Source organism: Delftia sp. BGA-UO-ETr-SB1, assembly GCF_059567865.1.
In genome coordinates, this window is the sequence record NZ_JCAQOW010000006.1 from 791223 (window position 1) to 814251 (window position 23029).

Genomic DNA, 23029 nt, shown 5'->3' on the forward strand with positions numbered 1-23029 from the left:
GGAAAAGGAAAGGGCGGGGGCGGGGCTGGCGCGCGCTCAGAACTCGACCGTGGCGCGCAGCAGCACCTGGCGCGCGTCGCCCATCGAGATGAAGTAGGTGTTGGCGCTCGACGGGTAGTAGGTGCGGTCGAACAGGTTCTTCACGTTGAGCTGAAAGCGCGTCCTGTAGCCGTTGATCCGCGTGTCATACGTGGCAAAGGCATGGGCCACGGTGTAGCCCGGCAGCCAGAAGGAGTTGGCCGAGTCGCCGGGCCGCCTGCCCACGTACTGCAGGCCGCCGCCCACGCGCAGCCGGCCCTCGCCCAGCACATCGCCCAGCACATCGCCCAGGACTTGGCCAAAGTCGTACACGGCCGACAGCGAGGCCGTCTGCCGCGCCACGTTCCACAGCTGGTTGCCCTGGTAGAGCGGGTCCTGCGTGGTCTTGGCATCCACATAGGCAAAGGCCGCGATGGCGCTCCAGTGGCGGCCCAGCTCGCCGGCCACATCCACCTCCAGACCGCGCGATCGCGCCGCGCCCGAGGTGCGCCAGTCGGTCAGCTTGGTGGCGTCGTTGAACTGCGAGACCAGCACGTTCTTCTTGCGGATGTCGAACAGCGCCAGCGTGCCGGTGAGCTGCCCTGGCAGGTCCAGCTTGGCGCCGGCTTCCCAGGACCGGGCCTCCTCGGGCGCCACGCCCGAGTCGATCACGGTGCCGCTGGCCAGCGGCGCGATGGTGGAGGTGGGCCTGAGCGACTGCGAGTAGTTGCCGTAGAGCGACAGGCCGTTGGCCAGTTGGTAGACCAGGCCGGCGCGCGGCAGCCAGGCCGTGCCGTCGGCCTGGGTGTTGGCCTTGAACGGGCGGCCCCGGCCGGCGGTCTGGCGCCAGGTCTGGTAGCGCAGGCCGGTGGTCAGCACCCAGCGGTCGCCCAGGTGGATGGCGTCCTGCAGGAACAGCGACTGGTTGTGCAGCTGGTCCCTCTGGTCGCTGTCGCTGGCCGAGACGGTGGCCGAGGGCTGCTCCAGCCCATAGACGGGATTGGTGTAGCTGAAGGTGGAGGTCACGGCCTGGCGCAGCAGGTCGGAGCGGTAGATCAGCCGGTACTCGGCATCGGCGCCGAACTGCAGGTCATGGCGCAGGCCGGCCAGCTGCACGCTGCCGTCCACATAGGCAGAGCCATAGCTGTCGGTGCTGAGTGCGCCGTGCGTGGCGTCGTTGCTGCGCTGCAGGGTGCCGCGCGCGGTGTTCACGCCGTTCACGCGCAGCTGGTTGGCGTCGTAGATCTCGCGGTTGTAGCTCAGGTTCAGGTGGGCGGCCCAGCCGCTGCCCAGGCGGTGGTCCACGGAGAGCTGGGCCAGGTGGGTCTCGCCCGTCATCTGGTTGAAGGGCTCGTCCAGCCGGCGCGTGGCGGGAAGGTCCAGCGGGCGCCGGGTGACCGGGTCCAGCGCCGTGCCGCGATCGAAGGGCGTCAGGTACTTGCGGTACTCGTACCAGAGCACGGCCTGCGTGTCGTCGCCATACCAGGCCAGCGACGGCGCCACCAGCGTCTCGCGGTGCTGGCCGAAGTTGCGCCAGTAGTCCTCGTCCACATGGTCGACGACCAGGCGGTAGGCCAGACCGTTCTCACCGATGGGGCCGGTGGTGTCCAGCGTGGCACCCGTGCCGTTGCGCCCGCCCGCGTAGCCCGAACCCTGCAGCGACAGCGCCGTGCGCTGGCGCAGCTGCGGCTTCTTGCTGACCACGTTGATCACGCCGCCCGGGTCCATGAGGCCGTACAGCAGCGAGGACGGGCCCTTGATCACTTCCACGCTCTCGGCGGCGGCGTTCATGCCGCGCCCCTGCACCAGTGGCATGCCGTTGTGCATGACGGAGCCGTCGCGGTTGGTGCCGAAGCCGCGCTTCATGATGGTGTCCTGCGTGCTGGCCAGGGTGTTGCCCTGGGTGACGCCGCTGACATTGGCCAGCGCCTCGTCCAGGTTGCGCGGGCGCTGGTCGCGGATCACCTGGGCCGGCACCACGTTGACCACCTGCGGGATCTCCAGCACGGGTGCCGTGGTGCGCAGGCTGGAGGCATCGGGCGTGGGCTGGTAGCGCTCGTCGGCATCGACCGGGGCAGGGGCCGCCCGGGCCACGACGCGCACGGCGGGCAGCTCGGTGGCGTCGGCCGCTGCAGCGCCCGCCGTTGCAGGCATGGCCGCCTTGCGCACGATGAATTCACCCGCGCCGCCTTCCACCGCCTCCAGCCCGGAGCCCGCCAGGATGGCTGCAAAGCCCGCGCCCACGGTATAGCTGCCGCGCAGGCCGCCCGACTGCCGCTGGCGCGTGCTGGCCGGGTCATAGGACAGGGCCACGCCTGCGGCCGCCGCAAACTGGCCCAGCACCGAGGCCAGCGGGCCGGCCCCGATCTCATAGGCCCTGGCGGCCTGGCGGGTCTGCGCCAGGGGCTCGGCCGCATGGCCGGGGGCCGCACATGCCACCGCCGCAGCCAGCAGGCAGGTCAGCGCCGCGCGGGCGGGTGTCGGTGTGAAGGGCGTTTGCATTCGGGTTTCCTGGCCATGAACAGCGGTGAGACAAGGGCTTTCATGAAGGGAGCCGAACGAGATCGCAAAAGATGAAAATGGGCCGCGAAGTTTTTTGCGCGGCATGGGGAAATGGCTGACCCTGGCTGGCCCTAGGCTGGCCCTAGGCTGGCCCTAGACGGGCACCAGGGTCAGCCAGTAGCGCGACAGGCCGGCCGCGCGCACCGGGAAGGCGCGCGTGATGACGGCCAGCGCCTTGTCCGTGTCGGCCAGGGGAAACACGCCGGACACGCGCAGGTCGGCCACGGCCGGGTCGCAGGCCAGGCGGCCGGGCCGGTAGCGTGCGAGTTCACGCACCACGTCCTCCAGCCGCCAGCCGTCCACGATAAGGCTGCCGCCCAGCCAGCTGACCAGGGCCGGGTCGGCGGCCTGGGCGGGCAGCATGCCGTTGCGGCTGAAGCTGGCCTGCTGGCCGGCCTGCAGCCGCAGGCTGCGGCTGGGGTCCTGCAGGGGCTGGATTTCCACGGCGTCCTGCAGCACGCTCACCACGGTGTCACCGCCCTCGCCGCCCTCGCTGCGCACGGTGAAGCGCGTGCCCAGCGCCAGGATGCGGCCCTGCGGCGTGTGCACCATGAACGGGCGGCCATCCTTGGCGCCCGCGCCGGGCCCGGCCAGGGAATGGGCGGTCTGCACCAGGATCTCGCCCTCGCGCAGCACCAGCAGCCGGCGCGTGGGATCCATGGACACATCCACCGAGGTCCGGGTGTTCAGCGTCAGCTCGGACCCGTCGGCCAGCGTGACGGTGCGCCGCTCGCCCGTGCCGGTGCGGTAGTCGGCCAGCCAGGAGCGCACGCCGCCCTGCCTGCCGGCCAACTGCCATGACAGGCCCGCCACGGCCCCGCTGCCCACCAGTGCGCCGATGCCGCGCAGCACCCGGCGGCGGCTGCGCCGGCTGGCCTGCAGCGTGGAGGCGGCCAGGTGGCCGGGCACGCGCTGCAGCATGGACTGCAGGGCGTCGAAATGCCGCCATGCGCGCTGGTGCTCGGGGTGGGACTCATGCCAGCGCTGCCAGGCGGCACGGTCGGCGTCGGTGGCATCGCCGGAGCACAGGCGCGCGTACCAGGCAATCGCTTCCTGGCGGATGCGGGCCTGCGCCTGGGCTGGGGTGGTGGTGTGGGTGGGCGAATGTGCAGCCGCGTCCAGGGCGCTGTCGCTGTTCGAGGGCAAGGCCGTCATGCGCCGTCTGCCACGATGAGGTAGCAGTGCTCCAGCGCCTTGAGCATGTAGTTGTTGACGGTGCGCACGGTCACCTGGAGCCGCGCGGCGATCTGCGCATAGGTCAGGCCTTCGAGCTGGGAGAGGATGAAGGCCTGGCGCACGGCGGGCTTCATGCCGTCGAGCATGGCGTCGATGGCCACCAGGGCCTCCAGCACGATGGCGCGTGCTTCGGGCGAAGGCGCCTGCGGCTCGGGCAGGGCAGCCAGCGATTCCAGATAGGCCCGCTCCAGCGCCCGGCGCCGGTGGAAATCCACCACCAGGCCGTGGGCGATGGTGGTCAGGTAGGCGCGGGGGTCCACCGGGTCCGCCCGCTCCTTGCGGCCGAGCAGGCGCACGAAGGTGTCGTGGGCCAGGTCGGCGGCATGGTGGGAACAGCCCAGTTTTCTGCGCAGCCAATCGCGCAGCCATCGGTGATGGTCACGATAGAGCGACTGGACCTCGTTGTGCAGCGCGAATTCGCCGGATGACATGCTGACCCCCACAACCGCAAAGATGAATCCCCTGATATCAATGACTTAATGCGATTGGTTCTCATTTTAACCAGGGGGTCATCCGGGCTGCACGGGTGGGTATTGGCAGGCCCCGGCGATCGGTGCCTGCCCGCGGGTCACCAGGTGTGCGCGTAGCTGATCTTCAGCACCGTGCCGGCCGCTGGCAGGCGGCTGGTGTTGTTGTTGCTGCGCAGCAGCTGGCTGTAGAGCGGGAAGTACTGGCGGTTGAACAGGTTTTCCACGCCCAGGGACACGCGGTTCTTGGGGTCGATCTTCCACTGGCTGATCAGGTCCACCGTGGTGTAGCCCCGCGTGTCATAGCGGCCAAAGCCGGTCTTGCCGTCCAGGCGGTAGTCCTTGGCGGCATACGAGGTTGCCTGCAGGCGGTGGCTCCAGCGGGCATCGGGCCGGTACTCCACATAGGCCGTCAGCTTGAGCGGTGGGATGCGAAAGCCCGTCATGTCCTGGTAGCCGCTGGCGGCCTGGGGCAGCTCGCGGCCCTTCATCCAGGTGAAGCTGCCGCCCGCGCTCCAGTGGTCGTCATCGCTGAAGTAGTCCAGGCCGCCTTCGATGCCGTGGATCTTCTCGCGGGTGCGCAGCAGGGACAGGCCGTTGTTGAAGCTTTGCACGGCGCCCAGGTTGGAGCGCGACTGGAAGACGCTGAGATTGGCCATCACGTTGGAGAACTTGCCGCGCCAGCCCATTTCATAGGTGTGGGTCTTGACCGCCTGCAGGTTGGAGTTGCCCAGGTTGAAGGCCGGCGTGGCATTGCGCACCACCACGCCGATGTCCGGCAGCTCGAAGCCCTGGCTGTACGAGGCATAGAACTCCTGGCCCTTCACCGGCGTGAAGACCGTGCCCAGGTTGTAGGTCCAGGCGTTGTACTGGACGGTGCCGCCATTCACGGACTGGGGGTTGGGCACCCGCGATTGCGACAGCGGCGTGAAGTCGTTGAAGCTGGCCTGGGCGCGGTCGTAGCGCAGGCCGCCTTCGGCCGACCATTGGTCGCTGAACTGGTGCTGCAGCTGGGCGAAGGCGCCGATGCTGCGCGTGGTGACCGGGGGCATGTAGATCAGGCGCCCGGTCTTGTTGAAGACCAGGCCGCCGCTGGCGTCATAGGCCCTGGGGTCGAAGATGTCGATGGGCATGTCGGTGCGCTCCTGGTGGAAGTCCGCACCCCAGATCAGCAGGCTTTTCTTGCTGGCGCCCAGCGGCGTCTTCAGTGTCAGGCGCCCGCCAAAGACCTCGGAGTTCTGCATGGACTGGTCGACATTGGCGCCCCGCACCGGCACGGCGCGTGCGTCGAAGGGCGCAAACCGCGTGAAGAAATCCCGGTAGTAGAGCTGGGCGGCCAGCGTGCTGCCTGCGATGTCCCGGTTCTCGTAGTCCAGGCCCAGCATGGTGTTCTTGATCTGGTTCTGGTCTGCGAGCACCAGGCCCTTGATGGGGCGGGCCGCCGCCGTTCCGGCCGGCAGCCGCGCCACCGACGGGTCGGAGGCGTAGTCCGTATCCTGGGCCGCGTTGTAGTGGCTGGCGGTCAATTGCAGGCGCTGGTCGGCGTCAAGCTTGAAGCCGATCTTGGCCGAGGCGTTGTAGATGTTGGAGTCGAACAGGTCGCCCTGGCTGGGCTCGGGCGCAATGCGGTTGCCCTTGGCGTCAAAGGCACCGCCCATGTGTTTTGCGCCCAGGCTCACCGAGTAGTCGACCACCTCGCCGCCGCCGGACAGGTAGTGCTGCACCTCGCCGCCCAGCCCCGCGCCGCGCAGGCGCGACAGCGGGGCCGAGCCGGTGACGATGGTCTCGGCCCGCGTCTCGCCAGAGGGCCGCTTGGTGCGGATGGAGACAATGCCGCCCGCCGCACCGCTGCCGTAGATGGCGCTGCTGCCGCGCAGCACCTCGATCTGCTCGATGTCGGCCGGGTTGATGTTGGCCAGGTTCCTGGACGAATCGCGGTTGGTGTTCAGCGGAACGCCGTCCACCAGCACCAGCATGTTGCGGCCCCGCAGCGTCTGGCCGTAGTCGGTGATGGTGTGGCTGGAGTCCGCCATGCCAGGCACCACCTTGCTGAGCATGGTGGCCAGGCTGTCCGAGCCCTGGCGCAGCTGCTCCACCTCCTGGCCTTCCAGAATCGTGACCTGCCGCGAGGGCGCGACCAGGTTGTTCTGCGTGCGCGCGGTCACCGTGATGGCGGCAAGTTCCGTGGCCTCTGCTGCGGCTTGGGCTGCTGCGGGCACGGCCGCTGCAGCGGACGGCGCCTGGCGGGCCGCCGCAGGCGGCTTCTCCAGCGCATAGTTGCCCGCACCCACGCGGCGCGCTGTCCAGCCTGACGTGTTCAGCAGCTGCGCAAAGCCGTCCTCCACGGAGAACGTGCCGGACAGGCCGCGTGTCTCCATGCCGCCGAGCTGCTGCAGGTCCATGCCCAGGTTCACGCCTGCCTGTGCGGCAAAGGCCATCAGCGCCGGGCCCAGCGGTCCCGGCTGGATCTGGTAGCTCCGGGCAGCGGCGCTGGCGGCCGGCTCGGCCGCCTGGACTGGCAGCGCGTGCAGCAGCAGCGAGGTGCTGACGGCCAGGGCCGCCAAGGCGGTGGCGCGCAGGCTGGCGCGTGGTCCGGCGGTGGAAGAAGGGGAGTGCATGGTGTTCTGTCCTCTGGGCGGTCGATGAAAGTGCTTTTCACACCCCTTGACAGGCGAGAGTGAAAAACCGGACAGCCCTGGCAGAAAAAAATCCAAATCAGCGCCGCGCCACCGTCACCCAGTACCGGCTGCGTTCGTGCACGCGCACCGGCAGGGTCTGGGCCAGAAGGGCCAGGATGCGGTCGGTGTCTTGCAGCTGGTACGTGCCGGAGACGCGCAGGTCGGCGACATCGTCATCGCACCGCACAAGGCCTTCCCGGTAGCGCGACAGCTCGGCCAGGAAGTCCTGCAGCCGCAGGTTCTCGGCATAGAGCACGCCCAGCGTCCAGGCCGAGTCCCGCGCCGCCACCGGGCGGGTGGCGCTGGTGCCATGGCCGTCGAAATGCAGTTGCTCGCCCGCATGCACCACCACGGCCGTGGCCGATGCTGCCGGCGTGACGCGCACCGCGCCCTCCAGCACGGCCAGCGCCGTGCCGTGCTCCAGCTTGCGCACGATGAAGCGCGTGCCCAGGGCCTGCATCTGGCCGTCGTCTGTCTGCACCATGAAAGGCTGGGAGGCGTAGGGCGGGGCATGCGCGGTCTCGACCAGGATTTCCCCCGCATGCTGGCGGATGCGCCGCGCCGTGCCATCCATGCGCACGCTGATGGCCGAGGCCGTGTTCAGCTGCACGCGGCTGCCATCGGCCAGCGTGACCGCGCGGCGCTCGCCCTTGGCCGTGCGGTAGTCGGCCGTCCAGTCCTGCCAGGGCAGGTGGCGCCAGGCCAGCCAGCCCAGCGCGGGCGTGGCCAGGGCCAGCACGGCCGAGCGCAGCAGCTGGCGCCTTGCGGCCGAGGGACGCGCGCGGTTGAGCGTGGCCATGCCGACGGCGCCGGGAACGGCGTTGAAGCGGCCCTTGAGCTGCTCGGCGCACTGCCAGATCTGTTCATGCCGGCTGCTCTGGCTGCGCCAGCGTGCCAGCTCGGCCTGCTCGGCGGCGCTGAAGTCCGAGGCGTGCCTGCGGGCCAGCCAGCGGGCAGCCTCGTCCAGGATGCGTGCGTCTGCGGCCTGCATGCTCAGCGCTCCAGCATCACCAGCAGGCATTGCCGAAAGCCCTGGGCCATGTAGCGCGTCACGGTGCGCACGCTCAGTTGCATGTGGGCGGCAATGTCCTCGTAGGACAGGCCTTCGAGCTGGGACATGAGAAAGGCCGTGCGCACCTTGGCGGGCAGGGCGTCCAGCAGCGCATCGAGCTCCTGCAGCGTCTCCAGCAGGATGGCCCGCGCCTCCACGGACAGCACGGTGGCCTGGGGCAGAAGGTGCAGGGAGGCCAGGTAGGCCTGCTCCAGCGAGCGGCGCTCCAGGTGGTTGACCAGCAGCCGACGGGCCACCGTCGTCAGGTAGGCGCGGGGCTCCTGGATGTCCTCGATGGCCTGTGTCCTGGCGCTGACCCAGATGCGCGTGAACGTGTCCTGGGCCAGGTCGGCCGCATCGCAGCGGTTGCCCAGCCTGCGCTGCAGCCACGCGACCAGCCAATGGTTGTGCTGCGCGTACATGCTGCCCAGAGCCTGGCTGGCGCCACTGTCGGTGGATGGATGCACGTGCCGGGCCTTTCCTCTTGTGCGTCAAAGAACTCCCGGCATTTTATCCAGTTGATATGAATTCTCATTTGCATTGAGGCCGCAGTGGCCCGGGCCGGCCGTTCAACCGGCTGCGGCCAGCCCGTCGAAGGTCGTGCTCGTGACCCAGTCGATGATCTGCGCGTGCGTGTACTGGCCCGATTCCTTGAGCAGGGCCACCACCGGATCGCAGGCCCGCGCGAACAGCGTGTAGAGCACCAGCTCGGCCGGCAGCGCGGGCTGCAGCTGGCCGCTGGTCTGGGCCTCGGTGATCCAGATGCTCAGGCGGTTGCTCAGGGCGATCAGCCGGTCCATGTAGGCATCGTTGGATTGCAGGGAGGCGCTGAGGTTGGAGTTCTGCGCCGGCAGGGAGGGCATTTCGCCTTCCAGCTGGGTCTGCATGGCCCAGCACGTCACGGCCTTGAGCTGGTCCAGCGGGCGCACCGGCGTGCCGGCCTCGGCGGCCTGGGCCGCCGTGTCGCGCAGGCCGTCCACAAAGGCCAGGGCGCGGTCCAGCACGCCCACCATGGCGGCGCCCGCCAGTTCTTCCTTGGAAGTGAACAGCTTGTACAGGCTGGCCTTGGCCATGCCGGCCTCGGCCGCGACCTCGTCCACCGTCATGGCGTCGTAGCCCTTGGTGGCAAGCAGCCGGTTGACGGCCGCCACGATGGCCTGCTCGCGCACGCGCTGTATCTGTTCTTTGATGGAGGAGCGGCTAGTCATAGCGATATTTTAGACCTCGCAGGTCATATCTGATACCAAATAGTGCAAAGCGGGTATGTTTGGTTTATAGTTTGAACTCATCAGTTCACTATTTGGTCTTTATGGTCTAGTCGGGCTGTTCAACCAAGAAGGGCGCCTCCATGCATCGCATTGCTGTCATCGGTTCGGGGATTGCGGGGCTGGCCGCAGCGAGCCGCCTGGCCGCGGCGCCGGGCGGGCCTGCCGTGACCTTGCTGGAGGCGGGCGGCCATTTCGGGGGGCACGCCAACACGGTGGACCTGACGCTGGGCGGCGTGAGCCAGGGCGTGGACACCGGCTTTCTGGTCTTCAACCACCGCACCTATCCGCTGCTGACGCGTTTGTTCGAGCAGCTGCAGGTGCCTACGGCTGCCGCCGAGATGTCGTTTTCCGTGCAGGTGCCTGAGGCGGATGGCCGCGCGGGCCTGGAATGGAGCGGCAGTTCGCTGGGCGGCGTGTTCGCGCAGCGGGGCAATCTGCTGCGCCCGCGCTTTCTGAAGATGCTGGCCGAGATCCTGCGCTTCAACCGCCTGGCCACGCGCATCGCCCAGGAAGGCGATGAAGCGCGGCTGCGCAGCGCCATCGGCGATTTTCTGGACGACCACGGCTTTGGCGCCGCCTTCCGTCAGGACTACCTGCTGCCCATGATGGGCTGCATCTGGTCCTGCCCCACCGACCAGATGCTGCGCTTTCCCGTGGCCACGCTGATCCGCTTTTGCCACAACCACGGCCTGATCCAGGTCACGGACCGGCCGCAGTGGCACACGGTGCGCGGCGGCTCGCGCCAGTACGTGCGGCGCATGGTGGCCGCGCTGCTGAAGGACGGCCGCCACGAGGCGCGCCTGAATGCGCCCGTGCTGGGCCTGCGCCGCGCCGCGCACGGCGCGCTGCTGCAGACGGCGAACGGCACGGAGCCGTTCGACGCCGTGGTGCTGGCCTGCCACAGCGACCAGGCCCTGCGCCTGCTCGGCAGCGATGCCACGCCACAGGAGCGCAGCGTGCTGGGCGCCATCCGCTACCAGCCCAACCAGGCCGTTCTGCACACCGATGCCAGCGTGCTGCCGCGCAGGCAGGCGGCCTGGGCCGCCTGGAACTACGAACGCGCGGCCGACCCGGGGCGGGACCAGGCCGGCGTCTGCCTGCACTACCTGCTCAACCGCCTGCAGCCCCTGCCGTGGCAGCAGCCCGTGATGGTTTCGCTGAACCCGGTGCGCCCGATCGATGAAGGCCAGGTCCATGCGCGCATCGAGTACAGCCACCCGGTGTTCGACCTGGCGGCCATCGAGGCCCAGGGCCGCGTGGCCGGCGTGCAGGGCCAGCGCCGGACCTGGTTCTGCGGCGCATGGTGCGGCTACGGCTTTCACGAAGACGGCCTGCGCTCGGGCCTGGACGCGGCCGATGGCCTGCTGCGTGCCCTGCCGGCCTTACCCGTCCTGCCCGCCAGCGCGGCCTTCGAGGGGGTTGCATGACGGCCCGCCCCCTCATCGGCTTCGGCCATGTCTGGCACCGCCGCCTGCGGCCTGTCGAGCATGCCTTCCGCTATCCCGGCTACTTTCTGATGCTGCCGCTGCGCAGCCTGCGCACGCAGCCGGACGCCGCGCTGCGGCGCAACCGGCTGGGCTGGCTGAGCTTTCATGACAGCGACCATGGCGAGGGCGGCTGCGACGCACTGGCCTGGTTCGAGCAGCTGCTGCACAGCGAAGGCATAGCCGACGCCGATGGCGAGGTCTGGCTGCACACCTTCCCGCGCGTGCTGGGCTACGTGTTCAAGCCCGTGAGCTTTTGGTATGCGCACCGCGCCGACGGCTCGCTGGCCGCCGTGCTGGCCGAGGTCAACAACACCTTTGGCGAGCGCCACGCCTATCTGCTGGCGGGGCCGGACCTGGACTGGGGCCGCGAGCAGGTGGCGCGCAAGCAATTCCATGTCTCGCCGTTCTGCGAGGTGCGCGGCGAGTACCGCTTCCGCTTCGAGCGCGGCGAAGACCGCACCCTGGCGCGCGTGGACCTGCACGACGAGGACGGCCCGCTGCTGCAGACCAGCGTGGGCGGCGTGCTGCACCCGCTCGACGGCGCCACCGTGCGCCGCGCCTTCTTCGGCACGCCCCTGATGACGCTGGGCGTGGTCGCCCGCATCCACTGGCATGCGCTGCGCCTTTGGGCCAAGCGCGTGCCTTTCCATGGCAAACCCTCCGAGCCCAAGCGCTTCGTCACACGATGAACACTACCGCCGCCCCCTTGCTGAGCCCCTCCGCGGCAGCGCCGCGCCGCACGCCTGCACGGGCGCGCCGGGTGCTGAACCTGCTCGAACGCCTGCCCCACGGGCAGCTGGACCTGGAGCAGCCCGATGGCCGCCTGCTGCACCTGCCCCGCCCCCCGTCGGGGGCTGCCGATGCGCATTGCGTGCTGCACGACTGGCAGGCGCTGGAGCGCACGCTCAAATCGGGCGACATCGGGCTGGCCGAAGGCTATATCGCCGGCGAGTGGGACAGCCCCGACCTGGCCGCCCTGCTGCGGCTGTGCATGGCCAACCGCGACCATGTGCAAAGCCTGGTCTATGGCAGCTGGTGGGGCCGGCTGAGCTACCGCCTGCGCCATCTGCTGCAACGCAATACGCGGGCCGGCAGCGCCAGGAACATCCATGCCCATTACGACCTGGGCAATGATTTCTACCGCCTGTGGCTGGACCCGGGCATGAGCTACAGCGCGGCCTGGTTCCAGGGCCGCACGGGCCAAGCGCTGTGCAACGCGGACCTCCAGGAGGCCCAGCAGGCCAAGCTCAGGCGCACGCTGGACGAGGTGCGGCTGCAGCCCGGCCAGCGCCTGCTGGAAATCGGCTGCGGCTGGGGCGGGCTGGCCGAGGCGGCGGCGCAGGAGTTCGGCGCCCGGGTCACGGGCGTGACGCTGTCGCGCGAGCAACTGGTCTGGGGGCAGCAGCGCATGCAGCAGTCGGGCCTGGCCGACGCGGTGGAGCTGCGCTACCAGGACTACCGCGACCTGCCCGCGCGCCATGCGGGCGAGCCCTTCGATGCCATCGTCTCCATCGAGATGTTCGAGGCCGTGGGCCGCGAGTACTGGCGCGGCTACTTCCAGACGCTGCGCGACTGCCTCAAGCCAGGAGGGCTGGCCTGCATACAGACCATCACGCTGCGCGAGGACCTGTTCGCGCGCTATCTGCGCTCCACCGACTTCATCCAGCAGTACATCTTCCCGGGCGGCCTGCTGCCCAGCATCCCCGCCTTCGAGCAGGAGGCGCGCCGCGCCGGCCTGGTGGTGGAAGGCCGCATGTCCTTCGGCCGCGACTATGCGGAGACGCTGCGGCGCTGGCGCCAGTCCTTCGAGGAGCGCATGGAGGCCGTGCGTGCCCAGGGCTTTGACGAACGCTTCGTGCGCATCTGGACCTTCTACCTGGCCTACTGCGAGGCGGCCTTCGACACCGGCAACACCGATGTCGTCCAGTTCACGCTGCGCAAGCCCCTGCCATGACAGCCCCGCAACCCCACGCGCGCCGCGCCCCCCGCCGCCAGGCCCTGGTCTGGGGCGCCGCCTGCGTCCTTGCCCCTTCATTGATCACCATGTCCAACGCCCTGCACGCCATCACCCCGACCGCCGAACTTCCGGCCGAACTGCGCAGCGCCCTGCCGTCCGCGCGCCTGATGGGCACGGCCGTGCTGCGCTTTTTCGGCCTGCGCGTCTATGAGGCGCGGCTGTGGGCCGCGCCCGGACTGCTGCCCGAGGACTACGCCCGCCACCCATTTGCGCTGGAGCTGGTCTATGACCGCAAGCTCGAAGGCGCGGCCATTGCCGAGCGCTCCATCGCCGAAATGCGCAGGGTCGGCAGCTTCACCGAAGAGCAGGCCCGCCAATGGCTGGACCTGATGAAGCAGGCCTTTCCCGATGTGGTGGCCAAGGACCGGCTGCTGGGCCTGAACGACGGCCAGGGCGATGTGCGCTTTTTCCACAACGGCCGGCAGACGGCGCAGCTGCGCGATGCCGACTATGCGCGCCTGTTCTTCGGCATCTGGCTGGCGCCGCAGACCTCGGCGCCTGCCATGCGCACCTCGCTGCTGGGCCAGGGCTGAACGCCAGCGGACCATGCCATGACCTCCGTCCCGGCCCCCGCTCCCGCCCCCGTGCTGCCCTGGCGCACAGGGCTGGCCTATGGCGGGCTGGCCGCGCCGCTGGCCTTTGTGTCCCTGCCCCTGTATGTGAACCTGCCCTACCACTACGCCAGCGTGGCCGGCGCGCCGCTGGCCGGGCTGGGCGCGGTGCTGCTGGCCACGCGGGCGCTCGATGCCGTGGTCGATCCGGCCATTGGCCGCCAGGCCGACAGGCTGCTGCGCGGCGGTGTGCGGCCGGCCTGGCGTGCGGCTGCGCTGGGCAGCCTGCTGATGGTGCTGGGTTTCGGGGCGCTGTGGCATCCGCCGCGCGGCTCCGAGGCCGCCATGCTGGGCTGGCTGGCCGGCAGCCTGCTGGTGTGCACGCTGGCCTACAGCTTCGTCACCATCCTCCACCAGGCCTGGGGCACCCGCTGGGGCGGGCAGCCCGCCTGGCGTGCCCGTGTGACGGCCTGGCGCGAGGGCGCCACGCTGGCGGGCGTGCTGCTGGCCAGCGTGCTGCCGGCCGTGATGGGCCTTGACGCCACCAGCGCCGTGCTGGCACTGGGCCTGGTGCTGGGGCTGATGGGGCTGTACCGGCTCCGGGCGCCCGTGGCTCCTGTGCCCCATGTGTCCCATGTGTCCTTTGCGCCCCGCATGCCGCAATCGGAGTCCCCGGCCTCGGCCGCCCTGGCCTCTTCCACTTCTCCGTGGGCAGATGCCGGGTTTCGCCGGCTGCTGGCCATCTTCATGCTCAATGGCGTGGCCGCGGCCGTTCCCGCCACCTTGCTGCCCTTCTTTGTGGCCGACAGGCTGCAGGCGCCTGCACTGCAGCCTCTGCTGCTGCTGTGCTTCTTTGGCGCGGCGGCCCTGGGCCTGCCGCTGTGGGTGAAGGCCGTCTCGCGCTGGGGCCTGGCGCCCAGCTGGCGCGCGGGCATGCTGGCCAGCGTGATGGCCTTCGGCTTCACGCCCTGGCTGGGCGCGGGCGACGCCATGGCCTTTGCCGTGATCTGCCTGGCCAGCGGGCTGGCCCTGGGCGCGGACCTGGCCTTGCCGGGCGCACTGCTCACGGGCGTGATCCACGAGTCCGGCCAGGGCGGCCGGGGCGAGGGCCGCTACCTGGGCTGGTGGACCTGCGCCACCAAGCTCAACCTGGCCCTGGCTGCGGGCCTGGCCCTGCCCCTGCTGTCCGCCGCGGGCTACCGCAGCGGCGGCACCGACCCGGCCGGGCTGCAGGCGCTGGCCTGGGCCTATGGCGGGCTGCCCTGCCTGCTCAAGCTGGCGGCGGCGCTGCTGCTTTGGCGCGCCGAGCGATTGCATTCTTCCTGGAGTCACACATGAGCCACATCACCCACTGCGCTTCGTTTTCGCCGCTGCGGCGCGTCTGCCTGGGGGCGGCATTGGCACTGTCCCTGGCGGGCTGTGCCGGGCCTTCGGTCCAGGACTACGCCAAGGAGCAGCCGCAGCTGGACCTGCGCCAGTATTTCAACGGGCCGCTGACGGCGCACGGCATGTTCACGGACCGATCGGGCAAGGTGGTCAAGCGATTCACCGTGCGCATGACGGGCCGCTGGAATGGCGACGAGGGCTCCCTGGAGGAGCACTTCGTCTACAGCGACGGCAGCACCCAGGAGCGGGTCTGGCATATCCGCCACCTGGGCGAGGGCCGCTACAGCGGCCGGGCCGACGACGTGGTGGGCGAGGCCCAGGGCCAGAGCGCGGGCAATGCCATCCGCTGGAGCTATGTGCTGGCCCTGCCCGTGAATGGGCGGGTCTGGAACGTCCACATGGATGACTGGATGTACCTCATGGACGGGCGCACCCTGCTCAACCGCACGGCCATGAGCAAGCTCGGCGTGCACCTGGGCGATGTGACGCTGTCCTTTGTCAAGGAGTGATGGCCATGCCGCTGTTCTCGCGCGGGCTGAACCCGCTCCTGGCTGACTGGAAGGGACGCTCGGCATGGGTGGTGGGCGCCTCCTCGGGCATAGGGCGTGCCACCGCCGAGGCGCTGCACCGGCACGGCGCCCGCGTGATCGTCTCCGCCCGGCACGGCGGCGCGCTGCAGGACTTCGTGCGCAGCCGCGAGGGCTGCCTGGCCTTGCCGCTGGATGTGACCGATGCCGCCGCCGTGGATGCGGCCGCCCAGGCCGTGCTGGCCCACGCGGGCGGGGCGCCCGACCTGATCCTCTACTGCGCAGGCCACTACCGGCCCCTGCGCGCCACCGAGTTCGACCTGGCCGAGATGCAGCACCACCTGGCCGTGAACTATGGCGGCGTGCTGCACCTGCTCGATGCCGCGCTGCCCATGCTGCTCAAGGCTGGCCGGGGCCATCTGGCCCTGGTCGGCTCGGTGGCCGGCTACCGGGGGCTGCCCATGTCCCTGGCCTACGGCCCCACCAAGGCGGCGCTCAACAACCTGGCGGAAAACCTCTATCTGGACCTGCATGGCCTGGGCCTGGGCGTGTCCATCATCAATCCCGGCTTTGTCGATACGCCGCTGACGGCGCAAAACAGCTTCAGCATGCCGGCCCTGATCGGCGCCGACGAGGCGGCCCGGCATATGCTGCAGGGCTGGGCGCAGGGGCGTTTCGAGATGAATTTCCCGCGCCGCTTCACACGCTGGGTGCGCCTGCTGCGCTGCCTGCCCGACGCCTGGTATTTCTCTGCGGTCCGCCGCTTCACCGGAGCATGAAACCCATGAGCAGCGGCATATCCGATCCGCGACTGGCCCGCTTGGCCCAGGCCTACGAGGCCCTGCGCCGCGACAACCTGCCGGCGCTGCTGTCCCTGTATGCCGAGCAGGCCCTGTTCAAGGACCCGTTCAACGAGGTGCGCGGCCACGCCGCGATCGAGCGCGTGTTTTCCCACATGTTCGAGCAGCTCGACCGGCCCCGCTTCGCCGTCAGCCACGGCGCGGTGCAGGGGGACAGCGGCTTTCTGCTGTGGGAGCTGGGCTTTGTGCGGGCATCCGGCCAGCCCATGCACATCTGTGGCACCAGCTACCTGCAGTTCGATGGCGACGGGCTGGTGGCAGTGCACCGCGATTTCTGGGACCCGGTGGAGGAAATCTTCGCCAAGGTCCCTGTGCTGGGCGCCGTGGCCAGGGCGCTGCAGCACAAGCTCAGGGCGCCGCAGTAAGCAGCCGGGCCAACTGCGCCAGGGCGCCGTCCAGCGCGTCGAAACGCGGCGCACCCAGGCAGATGCGCAGCCCGCTGGCCTGCTCCTGCGGGTCCACCATGAGCGAGCCCGGATCGGTCAGCTTCAAGCCCAGCGCCGCTGCGGCCGATACCAGGCGGCCGGCGGCTTCGCGCTCCATGGGCAGCCAGGCGTTGTAGGCCTCGGGGTGCAGCACCAGGCCGGAGCCACTCAGGTGCGGGGCGAGGTGTGATGCGGCCAGCCGGCAGCGCCGCTGTGCCTCATGGCGCAGGTCGGCCTGCAGGGAAGCGACCACGCCGTGCGACAGCCATTCATCGATCACGGCGCAGGAGAGGGCCGAAGGCGCCATGGACATCTCCTGCACAAGCTCCACAGCCGCGCCGCACAGCGAAGCGGGCAGCACCAGCATGCCCACCTGCAGCCCCGGGCCCAGCGACTTGGACAGCCCGTTCACATGCAGCGTGATCTCGGGCGCCAGCGTGGCCAGATGGGCCAAGGGGGCGTGATCGGGCAAGCAGGCGGCATACACGCCGTCTTCGATGATCCAGGCGCCTGCGCTGCGGCAGATGTCCACGATCGCCTGCCTGCGCTCCGCGCCCATGGTGGCCGTGGTCGGGTTGTGCAGCGTGGGGGTGAGGTAGACCACCTTGCCTTCGGCGGCGGGAATGCCCTCCAGCGCATCGGCCAGCGCCTGCGGCAGCAGGCCCTGCGCGTCGATGGCCAGGCCCTGCAGGGCGCAGCCCTTGCGCCGGGCCAGGGCAATGGCGCCGGGGTAGGTGATGCGCTCGGTCAGCAGCCGGCCCCGGGGCTGGCAGACCAGATCGAAGGCCAGGGACAGCGCCTGGCGCGCGCTGCTGGTCAGCACCATGTGGTCGGGTTCCACATTCAGGCCCAGCGTCTGCAGCCAGCGCACGAGCACGCGCCGATGCTCCAGGTGGCCCTGGGGCGGGGCATAGAAGTTGAAATGATCGGCATCGATGCTGCGCGCAATCCCGGTCAGCGTACGAGCCAGGACGCGCGCACTGATGGCGGCCGGCGGCGCGTTGGAAGACAGGTCGATGTCCTCGCCAGCCTGCGCCTGCTGTGACGCCACGAAGGTGCCCCGGCCCTTGACGCTGCGTGTCAGCCCCCGGCGCTCCAGCAGCGCATAGGCCCTGGTCACCGAGCCCAGGCCGATCTGCAGCCTGTCGGCCAGGTCCCTGTGGGCGGGCAGGCGGTCGCCGCCGGCCAGCCGGCCTTCGACGATGTCGTCGGCCAGGGCGCGCGCCAGCCGCTCGGCGGCACTGGCTTCAATGCGCGCAAGACGGGGCGTCCAGGGGGAGGGCAGGAGCATGGTCGGGGCAAGGAAAAAATGAGTGTGCCGTGACACTATTTCATTTGTCGATAGTGTAACGTTCACTCCATGTTCAGCCACATCACCGTCGGCGCCCGTGATCTCGAGCGGGCCGGCCGCTTCTATGACGCGGTGCTTTTCCCGCTGGGACTGCAGCGCCGTGCCGTCCAGCCCGATGGCGGGCCGGCCGCGCTGTGCTGGGTGGCGCCGCCGGCGGCCTTGCCGCGCTTTTATGTCTACAGCCCCTTCAACGGCGAGCCGGCCACGGCGGGCAATGGCGCCATGGTGGCCTTTGTGGCCCCGTCGCCCGACGCGGTGGACGCGGCCCATGCCGCCGGCCTGGCCCGGGGCGGCAGCGACGAAGGCCCGCCCGGCCCGCGCCCGCATTACGGCGATGGCTACTACGGCGCCTACCTGCGCGATCCCGACGGCAACAAGGTCCATGTGGTGCATCGCGCCGATGTGCAGTCGTAGCGCAGATCGGGCCCGCCGCCCGTCTCCCTTTCTTTCTTTTCCTTTCCATGCAACAAGGACCGTCTTCATGAGCATTGCCGTTCATATGGTCGACGTTTTCGCCAGCGGCCCGCTGTCCGGCAATCCGCTGGCCGTGATCACCGGTGGGCAGGCGCTGACCACCGCACAGATGCAGCAGCTGACACGCTGGTTCAACCTCTCCGAAACCGCGTTCCTGCTGCCGCCCACGCAGGCGCAGGCCGACTACCGCGTGAGGATTTTCACGCTGGACCGGGAGATGCCTTTTGCCGGCCATCCCACGCTGGGCAGCTGCCATGCCTGGCTGTCCCAGCACGGTACGCCCAGGAACGCAGGCCACATCGTCCAGGAGTGCGGGGCGGGACTGGTGCAGATACGGCAGGAGCATGGGCGGCTGGCATTCGCCGCGCCGCCCATGCTGCGCTTTGGCGCGCCCACCGCCGATGAGCTGGATGCCGCGCTGCGCATGCTGGGCATCACTGCCGAAGAGGTGCAGGCCGCCTCGTGGATAGACAACGGCCCCGGCTGGCTGGGCATCCGCCTGGCCTCGGCCGAGCAGGTGCTTGCGCTGAACCCGGCCCGGCAGTGGCCGACGCGCATGGACGTGGGCGTGGTGGGACCCTATGCCAGGGGTGTCGGCGGTGCCAGCCCTGCCGCCTGCGAGGTGCGCGCCTTCTTCTCCGATCACCAGGGCGCCATCGTCGAAGACCCCGTCACCGGCAGCCTCAACGCCTCGCTGGCGCAGTGGCTGTTTGCGACGGGAGTGATGGACAGCGACTACGTTGCCGCCCAGGGCCGCCGCCTGGGCCGTGACGGCCGCATTTTCCTGACCCGTGACGGCACGGGCCAGGTCTGGGTGGGCGGCACTGCGCGCACCCATGTCGAAGGCGCACTGAGCGGCCTTTGATCCACACCGAAAGAACCCACGAATGACAGCGATCCAAGAGAGCCCGCGCGCTCCCGTCTCATCGGCCAGGGCCAACCTGAAAATGCTGGTGCGCTACAAGGCCTGGGCCAACGGCCTGACCTTCAAGAGCGTGATGGAGTTGCCCGAAGGCGAGGCTCTGAAGCAGCGGCCCACGAGCTTCGGCAACATGGTGCGCACGCTGAACCACGTCCTTGTGGTGGAGGACATCTTCAGGCACCACCTGCAGGGCCGCAAACATGGCTACACCATGCGCAACACCGACCACACGCCCACGCTGCCGGCGCTGTGGGAATCGGTGCAGGAAATGGACCGCTGGTATGTGGAGTTCGTCGACGCATGCCCGGACGAGGAACTGGCGAAGGTCGTGCACTTCGAGTTCGTGGGCGGCGGGCAGGGCGCCATGACGCGCGAGCAGATCGTGCTGCACGTGGTGAACCACGGCAGCTACCACCGTGGCTTTGTCAGCGACATGATGTACCAGGTGCCCTTCGTGCCACCGGCCAACGACCTGCCGGTGTTCCTCAGGGACTGCTACCGCGTGGACGAGCCGGCCTGCGGTTGAGGCAGGGCCAGGGCCTGCTGCGCCAGGGCGCCCTGGAGCACGGGCAGCTCAGGTGGCGTGTTGCCGGGCAGGGCCCATCCCTGGCGCAGCGCACCGGCAAAACCGTCGGCCACACGCGAGTAGGCGCGGCCGCTGGTCATCACCCGGGGCCGGGCCGACCAGGCGATGCGTGCGCCGCCGGCCGCCAGGCGGTCCACCAGGTCCTGGTCCTCGCCGCAGGTGCGTGCGTCGAACCCGCCGGCCTGGCGGTAGTGCCAGGCTGAGATGCCCAGGTTGGCGCCGTGCACGTGGCGGTGGCCGTCGCGGTCCGTGTAGGTGGTCTCGAAGTGCCGCCGCGCCGTGTCCGCCTGGACGCCGTGGGCCGACCAGTCGGCCACTTGCACCGTGCCGCAGACCACGTCGGACTGAAGCGCCAGCTGGTCGGCCAGCCAACTCTGAGAGACCGTGGTGTCGGCATCCGTGAAGGCCAGCCAGCGGGCGCCCAGCAGCAGCAGGTACTCCGACCCCAGGGCCCGCGCCTTGCCCACGTTGCGCGCGGCAATCGGCAACGGGATGGCGGGCCAGCGGCGCACGGCCGATTCGGTGGCGTCCTGGCAGCTGTCCAGCACCACGACGACGGCCACGGTCTCGCCCTGCAGGTCGGCATGGGCGGCCGCGCAAAACACGCTGTCCAGGCAGCGGCCTATGAGGTCTTCCTCGTCATGGGCTGGGATGCACACGCCGATCATCTGTCCGTCCTTTCAGGGGTTTTCTGCCAGATGTCCAGCTGGAAATCCGGCTCGCTGTGGCTCAGCAGCAAGTGCAGCTGCGCATGGGCCGACACGCTGTCATGCAGGGTGCGAGTGGTCTGCAGGTGATCGTGCGCCCCATGCCGCCAGTGGCACATGAGCCAGTGGCCGCCGCCCTGCAGCGAGGCCAGGCACTGGCGGTTGAAATGCGCCAGTGCCGCGTCGTCGAAGTAGTAGGCGAGCTCCGAGACCACGATGAGATCGAAGCCTTGCTGCGGCATCTGTGGCACCTGTGGCCATTGCCAGGGCAGGGGCAGGGCCTGCAGGTCCAGGCGTGCGCGGTCCTGCGGCGCAATCCGCTGGCGGCACAGATCCACGGCCCTGTCCGAGAAATCGACGGCGCACAGCCGGTCGCAGCGCTGCAGCAGGCGCTGCGTGGCCTCGCCATTGCCGCAGCCGGGCTCGAAGCCGTGGGCATAGCGCTCGCGCGGCAGGGCGGCCAGCAGCAGGTCGCGCTTGCGCCGCTCGTACCAGCGCGATGCGACCTGCCAGGGGTCGGGGTCGGCCTGGTACATCTGCTCGAAGTGCTGCCTGGCGCCGTTCATAGAAACACCACTTCAAACGGGCGCAGCAGGCGCTGCGTGGCCCATGGCGGCAGGATGGCGTCGCGGCCCGTGGACGGGTCGGGCAGCAGCTGGCTGCGAAAGCACGACAGGGCCTGGCGCTTGAGTGCGAGTTCTCCGGGTGACAGCGCAATGGCGGCGGCCCGGTGCCATGGCACGCGCCTGTCGCCGGGCTCGGCCCAGTGCCAGGCCCAGATGGGCAATTCGACAAGCCGGCAGCCCGTGCGCGCGGCCGCCGTGGCGCAAGCCTGGCCAGTGGCCTCGTGGTCCGGGTGACCGTCTTCGCGCCAGGTGCACAGCAGCGCATCCGAGGGCTGCAGCAACTGCTCCAGCCGCTGCAGCAACTGCGCGGCATGCTCGGCGATATGGCCGTCGGGCAGGCCCAGCCGCAGCACCTGCGCCTGCGGCGCAAGCAGGGCCAGGGCCTGGGTGCTCTCCTGCACGCGCTCGCGCACCAGACGCTGCGGTGGCCACAGCGTCGAGTCGGGGTGGCTGGCTCCGCCATCGGTCACGGAGACGATGAGGCAGGGCATGCCCCGCTCGGCACAGCGGTGCAGCAGGCCGGCGCAGCCCAGGATTTCGTCATCGGGGTGTGGCGCGACGATGACGGCGCGGCGCCGGCCGTCCAGCAGGTCGTCCATGGATACCTGCGCTGGCCGGCGCTGCGCAAACCAGGCCTGCCAGCGCGATTCGGGCGTGCCCCGGCCCTCGATGAGGCGCGGCTTCACAGCATCCATGCCGCGCCTCCCGGTGCCTGCGAGGCCTGTGCCTTCTCGGCCAGCAGGCGGCCGAGCGCCGCCTGGTCGCGCTCGGCATGGCTTTGGCGGATGAAGACGGGCAGGTCGGCCATCAGCTGCGCCAGGCCCCTGTTCTTGCACAGCGGGCCGGGACCGATGGCGCGCGGCACGCGCCGCAGCACCTCTTCGGCGGCGGCTTCCACGGCCAGGCGGGCGCGGCTGACGGCCAGCAGGCAGGGGTCCGATGGCGTGGCATCGATGCGGGCCGCAGCGTCGCGCAGCAGGCCGGCCGCGCTGGCCAGCGCCACGTCCAGCGCGCCCAGGTGGGCCTGGCGGTGCGGGTCCTCGCCTTGACTGACGGCCTGCTGCAGATGGCTGGCGATGCGCGCTGCCGCGCCATGCCAGCAGGCCGCAACGCCTGCGCCGCCATGGTGAAAGCCGGGGCGGCTCAGGTACTGGCCCGGGGCCCCGACCAGCACGCCGGTGGCGCCGCCGAAGTGCACATCGGCGCTGGCGCTGGAGGCCATGCCCACGGCCTGCCAGTGGCTGTCGTCCCTGCGGATGCCGGGCTGGTCCATGGTGACGGCGATCAGGCAGCGCTGGCCGTCTGCCAGCCAGCCGCTGACCAGGGCGCGGTCCACGGCGCGGGCGCCGGAGCACCAGGGCTTGTGGCCGGACAGGCGAACCGCCGAGCCTGCCTGCAGCGTCGTGCGTTGCGTGGCGTCGGGAGATGCCGCCGTGGCCTGCACGCGCTCGCCCGGCGGCTCGGCGCACCAGACGGCCCAGCGCAGTCCTTCGGTGGCCAGGTCGGCCTGCAGTTCGGACAGGATGGCCAGGGCATCGGTATGGCCTTCATAGAGCTTGGCCAGGCCCAGGCTGTGGGCGGCCACTTCGGCCAGTGCTCGCCAGCGCTGCAGCGTGTGGCCATGGCCCGGCAGCGGCAGGCGGTCGGCGCCCTGCGCTACCAGCAGGGCCAATTGGTCCGCTGGCGACAGGTCCGCATGGCCGCGCAAGGCCTGGGCCAGCGTGTCGCTGCATGTCCACGCATTGGCGTGCTCGTCGTTGTGCTGGGCCATCACCGCTCACCTTCCTTTTTCGTGCCTTGCGCAGCCTGGAATTGGGGGGAGGCGCCAGG

General features: G+C 69.9%; 23 protein-coding genes. 11 read left to right on the forward strand and 12 right to left on the reverse strand.

The features are described 5' to 3' along the window. Positions 1-36 precede the first annotated feature (36 nt). The 7 genes from AC57B5_RS22360 to AC57B5_RS22390 form a co-directional block, all read right to left on the reverse strand. Positions 37-2520: a TonB-dependent siderophore receptor gene (locus AC57B5_RS22360; protein WP_496400341.1), complete on the reverse strand. Its 2484-nt coding sequence runs from the start codon at positions 2518-2520 to the stop codon at positions 37-39. Positions 2521-2673: 153 nt separating this feature from the next. Beyond that, positions 2674-3735 (reverse strand): FecR domain-containing protein, encoded by a 1062-nt coding sequence (locus AC57B5_RS22365; RefSeq protein WP_496400342.1) that lies wholly within the window; start codon positions 3733-3735, stop codon positions 2674-2676. Continuing rightward, on the reverse strand, positions 3732-4247 hold the full coding sequence (locus AC57B5_RS22370; RefSeq protein ID WP_012207690.1) for a sigma-70 family RNA polymerase sigma factor: 516 nt from the start codon (positions 4245-4247) through the stop codon (positions 3732-3734). Before AC57B5_RS22370 ends, AC57B5_RS22365 begins: the two co-directional genes overlap by 4 nt. Positions 4248-4384: 137 nt before the next feature. Then, positions 4385-6901, reverse strand: coding sequence for a TonB-dependent receptor (locus AC57B5_RS22375; RefSeq protein ID WP_496400343.1), 2517 nt, complete (start codon positions 6899-6901; stop codon positions 4385-4387). Between the two features lie 97 nt (positions 6902-6998). Further along, the gene (locus tag AC57B5_RS22380; protein WP_496400344.1) at positions 6999-7952 is read right to left on the reverse strand and encodes a FecR domain-containing protein; all 954 of its coding nucleotides are present in this window, start codon (positions 7950-7952) and stop codon (positions 6999-7001) included. A gap of 2 nt (positions 7953-7954) precedes the next feature. Beyond that, positions 7955-8434 carry a sigma-70 family RNA polymerase sigma factor gene (locus AC57B5_RS22385; RefSeq protein ID WP_051941123.1) on the reverse strand — a complete coding sequence of 160 codons (480 nt, stop codon included), beginning with the start codon at positions 8432-8434 and terminating at the stop codon, positions 7955-7957. 147 nt (positions 8435-8581) lie between these two features. After that, on the reverse strand, positions 8582-9220 hold the full coding sequence (locus tag AC57B5_RS22390; protein ID WP_063328501.1) for a TetR/AcrR family transcriptional regulator: 639 nt from the start codon (positions 9218-9220) through the stop codon (positions 8582-8584). Between the two features lie 140 nt (positions 9221-9360). On the opposite strand from AC57B5_RS22390, the gene AC57B5_RS22395 reads away from it, so the two are divergent. Genes AC57B5_RS22395 through AC57B5_RS22430 form a run of 8 tightly spaced genes read left to right on the forward strand, consistent with a single transcriptional unit; the run spans position 9361 to position 16473 of the window. Next, entirely contained in the window at positions 9361-10707 is a 1347-nt protein-coding gene (locus AC57B5_RS22395) for an NAD(P)/FAD-dependent oxidoreductase (RefSeq protein WP_043825165.1), read from the forward strand. Next, positions 10704-11456: a DUF1365 domain-containing protein gene (locus tag AC57B5_RS22400; protein WP_013800469.1), complete on the forward strand. Its 753-nt coding sequence runs from the start codon at positions 10704-10706 to the stop codon at positions 11454-11456. The genes AC57B5_RS22395 and AC57B5_RS22400 overlap by 4 nt, the downstream gene beginning before the upstream one ends. Then, positions 11453-12721, forward strand: coding sequence for a class I SAM-dependent methyltransferase (locus tag AC57B5_RS22405; RefSeq protein WP_496400345.1), 1269 nt, complete (start codon positions 11453-11455; stop codon positions 12719-12721). The genes AC57B5_RS22400 and AC57B5_RS22405 overlap by 4 nt, the downstream gene beginning before the upstream one ends. Further along, positions 12718-13317 (forward strand): hypothetical protein, encoded by a 600-nt coding sequence (locus tag AC57B5_RS22410; RefSeq protein ID WP_496400346.1) that lies wholly within the window; start codon positions 12718-12720, stop codon positions 13315-13317. Before AC57B5_RS22405 ends, AC57B5_RS22410 begins: the two co-directional genes overlap by 4 nt. A gap of 18 nt (positions 13318-13335) precedes the next feature. Then, entirely contained in the window at positions 13336-14673 is a 1338-nt protein-coding gene (locus AC57B5_RS22415; protein ID WP_496400347.1) for an MFS transporter, read from the forward strand. Then, entirely contained in the window at positions 14670-15230 is a 561-nt protein-coding gene (locus tag AC57B5_RS22420; protein WP_063328496.1) for a DUF3833 domain-containing protein, read from the forward strand. Before AC57B5_RS22415 ends, AC57B5_RS22420 begins: the two co-directional genes overlap by 4 nt. 5 nt (positions 15231-15235) lie before the next feature. Continuing rightward, on the forward strand, positions 15236-16027 hold the full coding sequence (locus AC57B5_RS22425) for an SDR family NAD(P)-dependent oxidoreductase (protein WP_496400348.1): 792 nt from the start codon (positions 15236-15238) through the stop codon (positions 16025-16027). A gap of 5 nt (positions 16028-16032) precedes the next feature. Then, a complete protein-coding gene (locus AC57B5_RS22430) occupies positions 16033-16473 on the forward strand; it encodes a nuclear transport factor 2 family protein (protein ID WP_496400349.1) in 441 nt (146 codons plus the stop codon). Here the strand turns inward: AC57B5_RS22430 and AC57B5_RS22435 are convergent. After that, entirely contained in the window at positions 16457-17824 is a 1368-nt protein-coding gene (locus tag AC57B5_RS22435; RefSeq protein ID WP_496400350.1) for an aminotransferase-like domain-containing protein, read from the reverse strand. The two genes, AC57B5_RS22430 and AC57B5_RS22435, sit on opposite strands and share 17 nt — an antisense overlap. 69 nt (positions 17825-17893) lie before the next feature. Here AC57B5_RS22435 and AC57B5_RS22440 point away from each other — a divergent pair, with 69 nt between their 5' ends. From AC57B5_RS22440 to AC57B5_RS22450, 3 genes are all read left to right on the forward strand, one after another. Further along, entirely contained in the window at positions 17894-18298 is a 405-nt protein-coding gene (locus AC57B5_RS22440; protein ID WP_192368273.1) for a VOC family protein, read from the forward strand. Between the two features lie 67 nt (positions 18299-18365). Continuing rightward, positions 18366-19223 carry a PhzF family phenazine biosynthesis protein gene (locus tag AC57B5_RS22445; protein ID WP_496400351.1) on the forward strand — a complete coding sequence of 286 codons (858 nt, stop codon included), beginning with the start codon at positions 18366-18368 and terminating at the stop codon, positions 19221-19223. A gap of 22 nt (positions 19224-19245) precedes the next feature. Further along, the gene (locus tag AC57B5_RS22450) at positions 19246-19806 is read left to right on the forward strand and encodes a DinB family protein (RefSeq protein ID WP_199962437.1); all 561 of its coding nucleotides are present in this window, start codon (positions 19246-19248) and stop codon (positions 19804-19806) included. Here AC57B5_RS22450 and AC57B5_RS22455 read toward each other — a convergent pair. From AC57B5_RS22455 to AC57B5_RS22470, 4 genes are read right to left on the reverse strand one after another with little or no spacing between them, the layout of a single operon-like run. Continuing rightward, positions 19776-20534 carry a glycosyltransferase family 2 protein gene (locus AC57B5_RS22455; protein WP_013800478.1) on the reverse strand — a complete coding sequence of 253 codons (759 nt, stop codon included), beginning with the start codon at positions 20532-20534 and terminating at the stop codon, positions 19776-19778. The two genes, AC57B5_RS22450 and AC57B5_RS22455, sit on opposite strands and share 31 nt — an antisense overlap. Next, a complete protein-coding gene (locus tag AC57B5_RS22460; RefSeq protein ID WP_013800479.1) occupies positions 20531-21139 on the reverse strand; it encodes an SAM-dependent methyltransferase in 609 nt (202 codons plus the stop codon). Before AC57B5_RS22460 ends, AC57B5_RS22455 begins: the two co-directional genes overlap by 4 nt. Further along, positions 21136-21894 (reverse strand): PIG-L deacetylase family protein, encoded by a 759-nt coding sequence (locus AC57B5_RS22465; protein WP_496400352.1) that lies wholly within the window; start codon positions 21892-21894, stop codon positions 21136-21138. The genes AC57B5_RS22460 and AC57B5_RS22465 overlap by 4 nt, the downstream gene beginning before the upstream one ends. Continuing rightward, positions 21882-22970 (reverse strand): acyl-CoA dehydrogenase family protein, encoded by a 1089-nt coding sequence (locus AC57B5_RS22470; protein ID WP_496400353.1) that lies wholly within the window; start codon positions 22968-22970, stop codon positions 21882-21884. The genes AC57B5_RS22465 and AC57B5_RS22470 overlap by 13 nt, the downstream gene beginning before the upstream one ends. Between the last annotated feature and the right edge of the window lie 59 nt (positions 22971-23029).

What these genes read in the sequence shown, in the direction of transcription:
- AC57B5_RS22360 (WP_496400341.1), bottom strand. Translation starts at nt 2,520, where the DNA reads ATGCAAACGCCCTTCACACCGACACCCGCCCGCGCGGCGCTGACCTGC.
- AC57B5_RS22365 (WP_496400342.1), bottom strand. Translation starts at nt 3,735, where the DNA reads ATGACGGCCTTGCCCTCGAACAGCGACAGCGCCCTGGACGCGGCTGCA.
- AC57B5_RS22370 (WP_012207690.1), bottom strand. Translation starts at nt 4,247, where the DNA reads ATGTCATCCGGCGAATTCGCGCTGCACAACGAGGTCCAGTCGCTCTAT.
- AC57B5_RS22375 (WP_496400343.1), bottom strand. Translation starts at nt 6,901, where the DNA reads ATGCACTCCCCTTCTTCCACCGCCGGACCACGCGCCAGCCTGCGCGCC.
- AC57B5_RS22380 (WP_496400344.1), bottom strand. Translation starts at nt 7,952, where the DNA reads ATGCAGGCCGCAGACGCACGCATCCTGGACGAGGCTGCCCGCTGGCTG.
- AC57B5_RS22385 (WP_051941123.1), bottom strand. Translation starts at nt 8,434, where the DNA reads ATGTACGCGCAGCACAACCATTGGCTGGTCGCGTGGCTGCAGCGCAGG.
- AC57B5_RS22390 (WP_063328501.1), bottom strand. Translation starts at nt 9,220, where the DNA reads ATGACTAGCCGCTCCTCCATCAAAGAACAGATACAGCGCGTGCGCGAG.
- AC57B5_RS22395 (WP_043825165.1), top strand. Translation starts at nt 9,361, where the DNA reads ATGCATCGCATTGCTGTCATCGGTTCGGGGATTGCGGGGCTGGCCGCA.
- AC57B5_RS22400 (WP_013800469.1), top strand. Translation starts at nt 10,704, where the DNA reads ATGACGGCCCGCCCCCTCATCGGCTTCGGCCATGTCTGGCACCGCCGC.
- AC57B5_RS22405 (WP_496400345.1), top strand. Translation starts at nt 11,453, where the DNA reads ATGAACACTACCGCCGCCCCCTTGCTGAGCCCCTCCGCGGCAGCGCCG.
- AC57B5_RS22410 (WP_496400346.1), top strand. Translation starts at nt 12,718, where the DNA reads ATGACAGCCCCGCAACCCCACGCGCGCCGCGCCCCCCGCCGCCAGGCC.
- AC57B5_RS22415 (WP_496400347.1), top strand. Translation starts at nt 13,336, where the DNA reads ATGACCTCCGTCCCGGCCCCCGCTCCCGCCCCCGTGCTGCCCTGGCGC.
- AC57B5_RS22420 (WP_063328496.1), top strand. Translation starts at nt 14,670, where the DNA reads ATGAGCCACATCACCCACTGCGCTTCGTTTTCGCCGCTGCGGCGCGTC.
- AC57B5_RS22425 (WP_496400348.1), top strand. Translation starts at nt 15,236, where the DNA reads ATGCCGCTGTTCTCGCGCGGGCTGAACCCGCTCCTGGCTGACTGGAAG.
- AC57B5_RS22430 (WP_496400349.1), top strand. Translation starts at nt 16,033, where the DNA reads ATGAGCAGCGGCATATCCGATCCGCGACTGGCCCGCTTGGCCCAGGCC.
- AC57B5_RS22435 (WP_496400350.1), bottom strand. Translation starts at nt 17,824, where the DNA reads ATGCTCCTGCCCTCCCCCTGGACGCCCCGTCTTGCGCGCATTGAAGCC.
- AC57B5_RS22440 (WP_192368273.1), top strand. Translation starts at nt 17,894, where the DNA reads ATGTTCAGCCACATCACCGTCGGCGCCCGTGATCTCGAGCGGGCCGGC.
- AC57B5_RS22445 (WP_496400351.1), top strand. Translation starts at nt 18,366, where the DNA reads ATGAGCATTGCCGTTCATATGGTCGACGTTTTCGCCAGCGGCCCGCTG.
- AC57B5_RS22450 (WP_199962437.1), top strand. Translation starts at nt 19,246, where the DNA reads ATGACAGCGATCCAAGAGAGCCCGCGCGCTCCCGTCTCATCGGCCAGG.
- AC57B5_RS22455 (WP_013800478.1), bottom strand. Translation starts at nt 20,534, where the DNA reads ATGATCGGCGTGTGCATCCCAGCCCATGACGAGGAAGACCTCATAGGC.
- AC57B5_RS22460 (WP_013800479.1), bottom strand. Translation starts at nt 21,139, where the DNA reads ATGAACGGCGCCAGGCAGCACTTCGAGCAGATGTACCAGGCCGACCCC.
- AC57B5_RS22465 (WP_496400352.1), bottom strand. Translation starts at nt 21,894, where the DNA reads ATGGATGCTGTGAAGCCGCGCCTCATCGAGGGCCGGGGCACGCCCGAA.
- AC57B5_RS22470 (WP_496400353.1), bottom strand. Translation starts at nt 22,970, where the DNA reads ATGGCCCAGCACAACGACGAGCACGCCAATGCGTGGACATGCAGCGAC.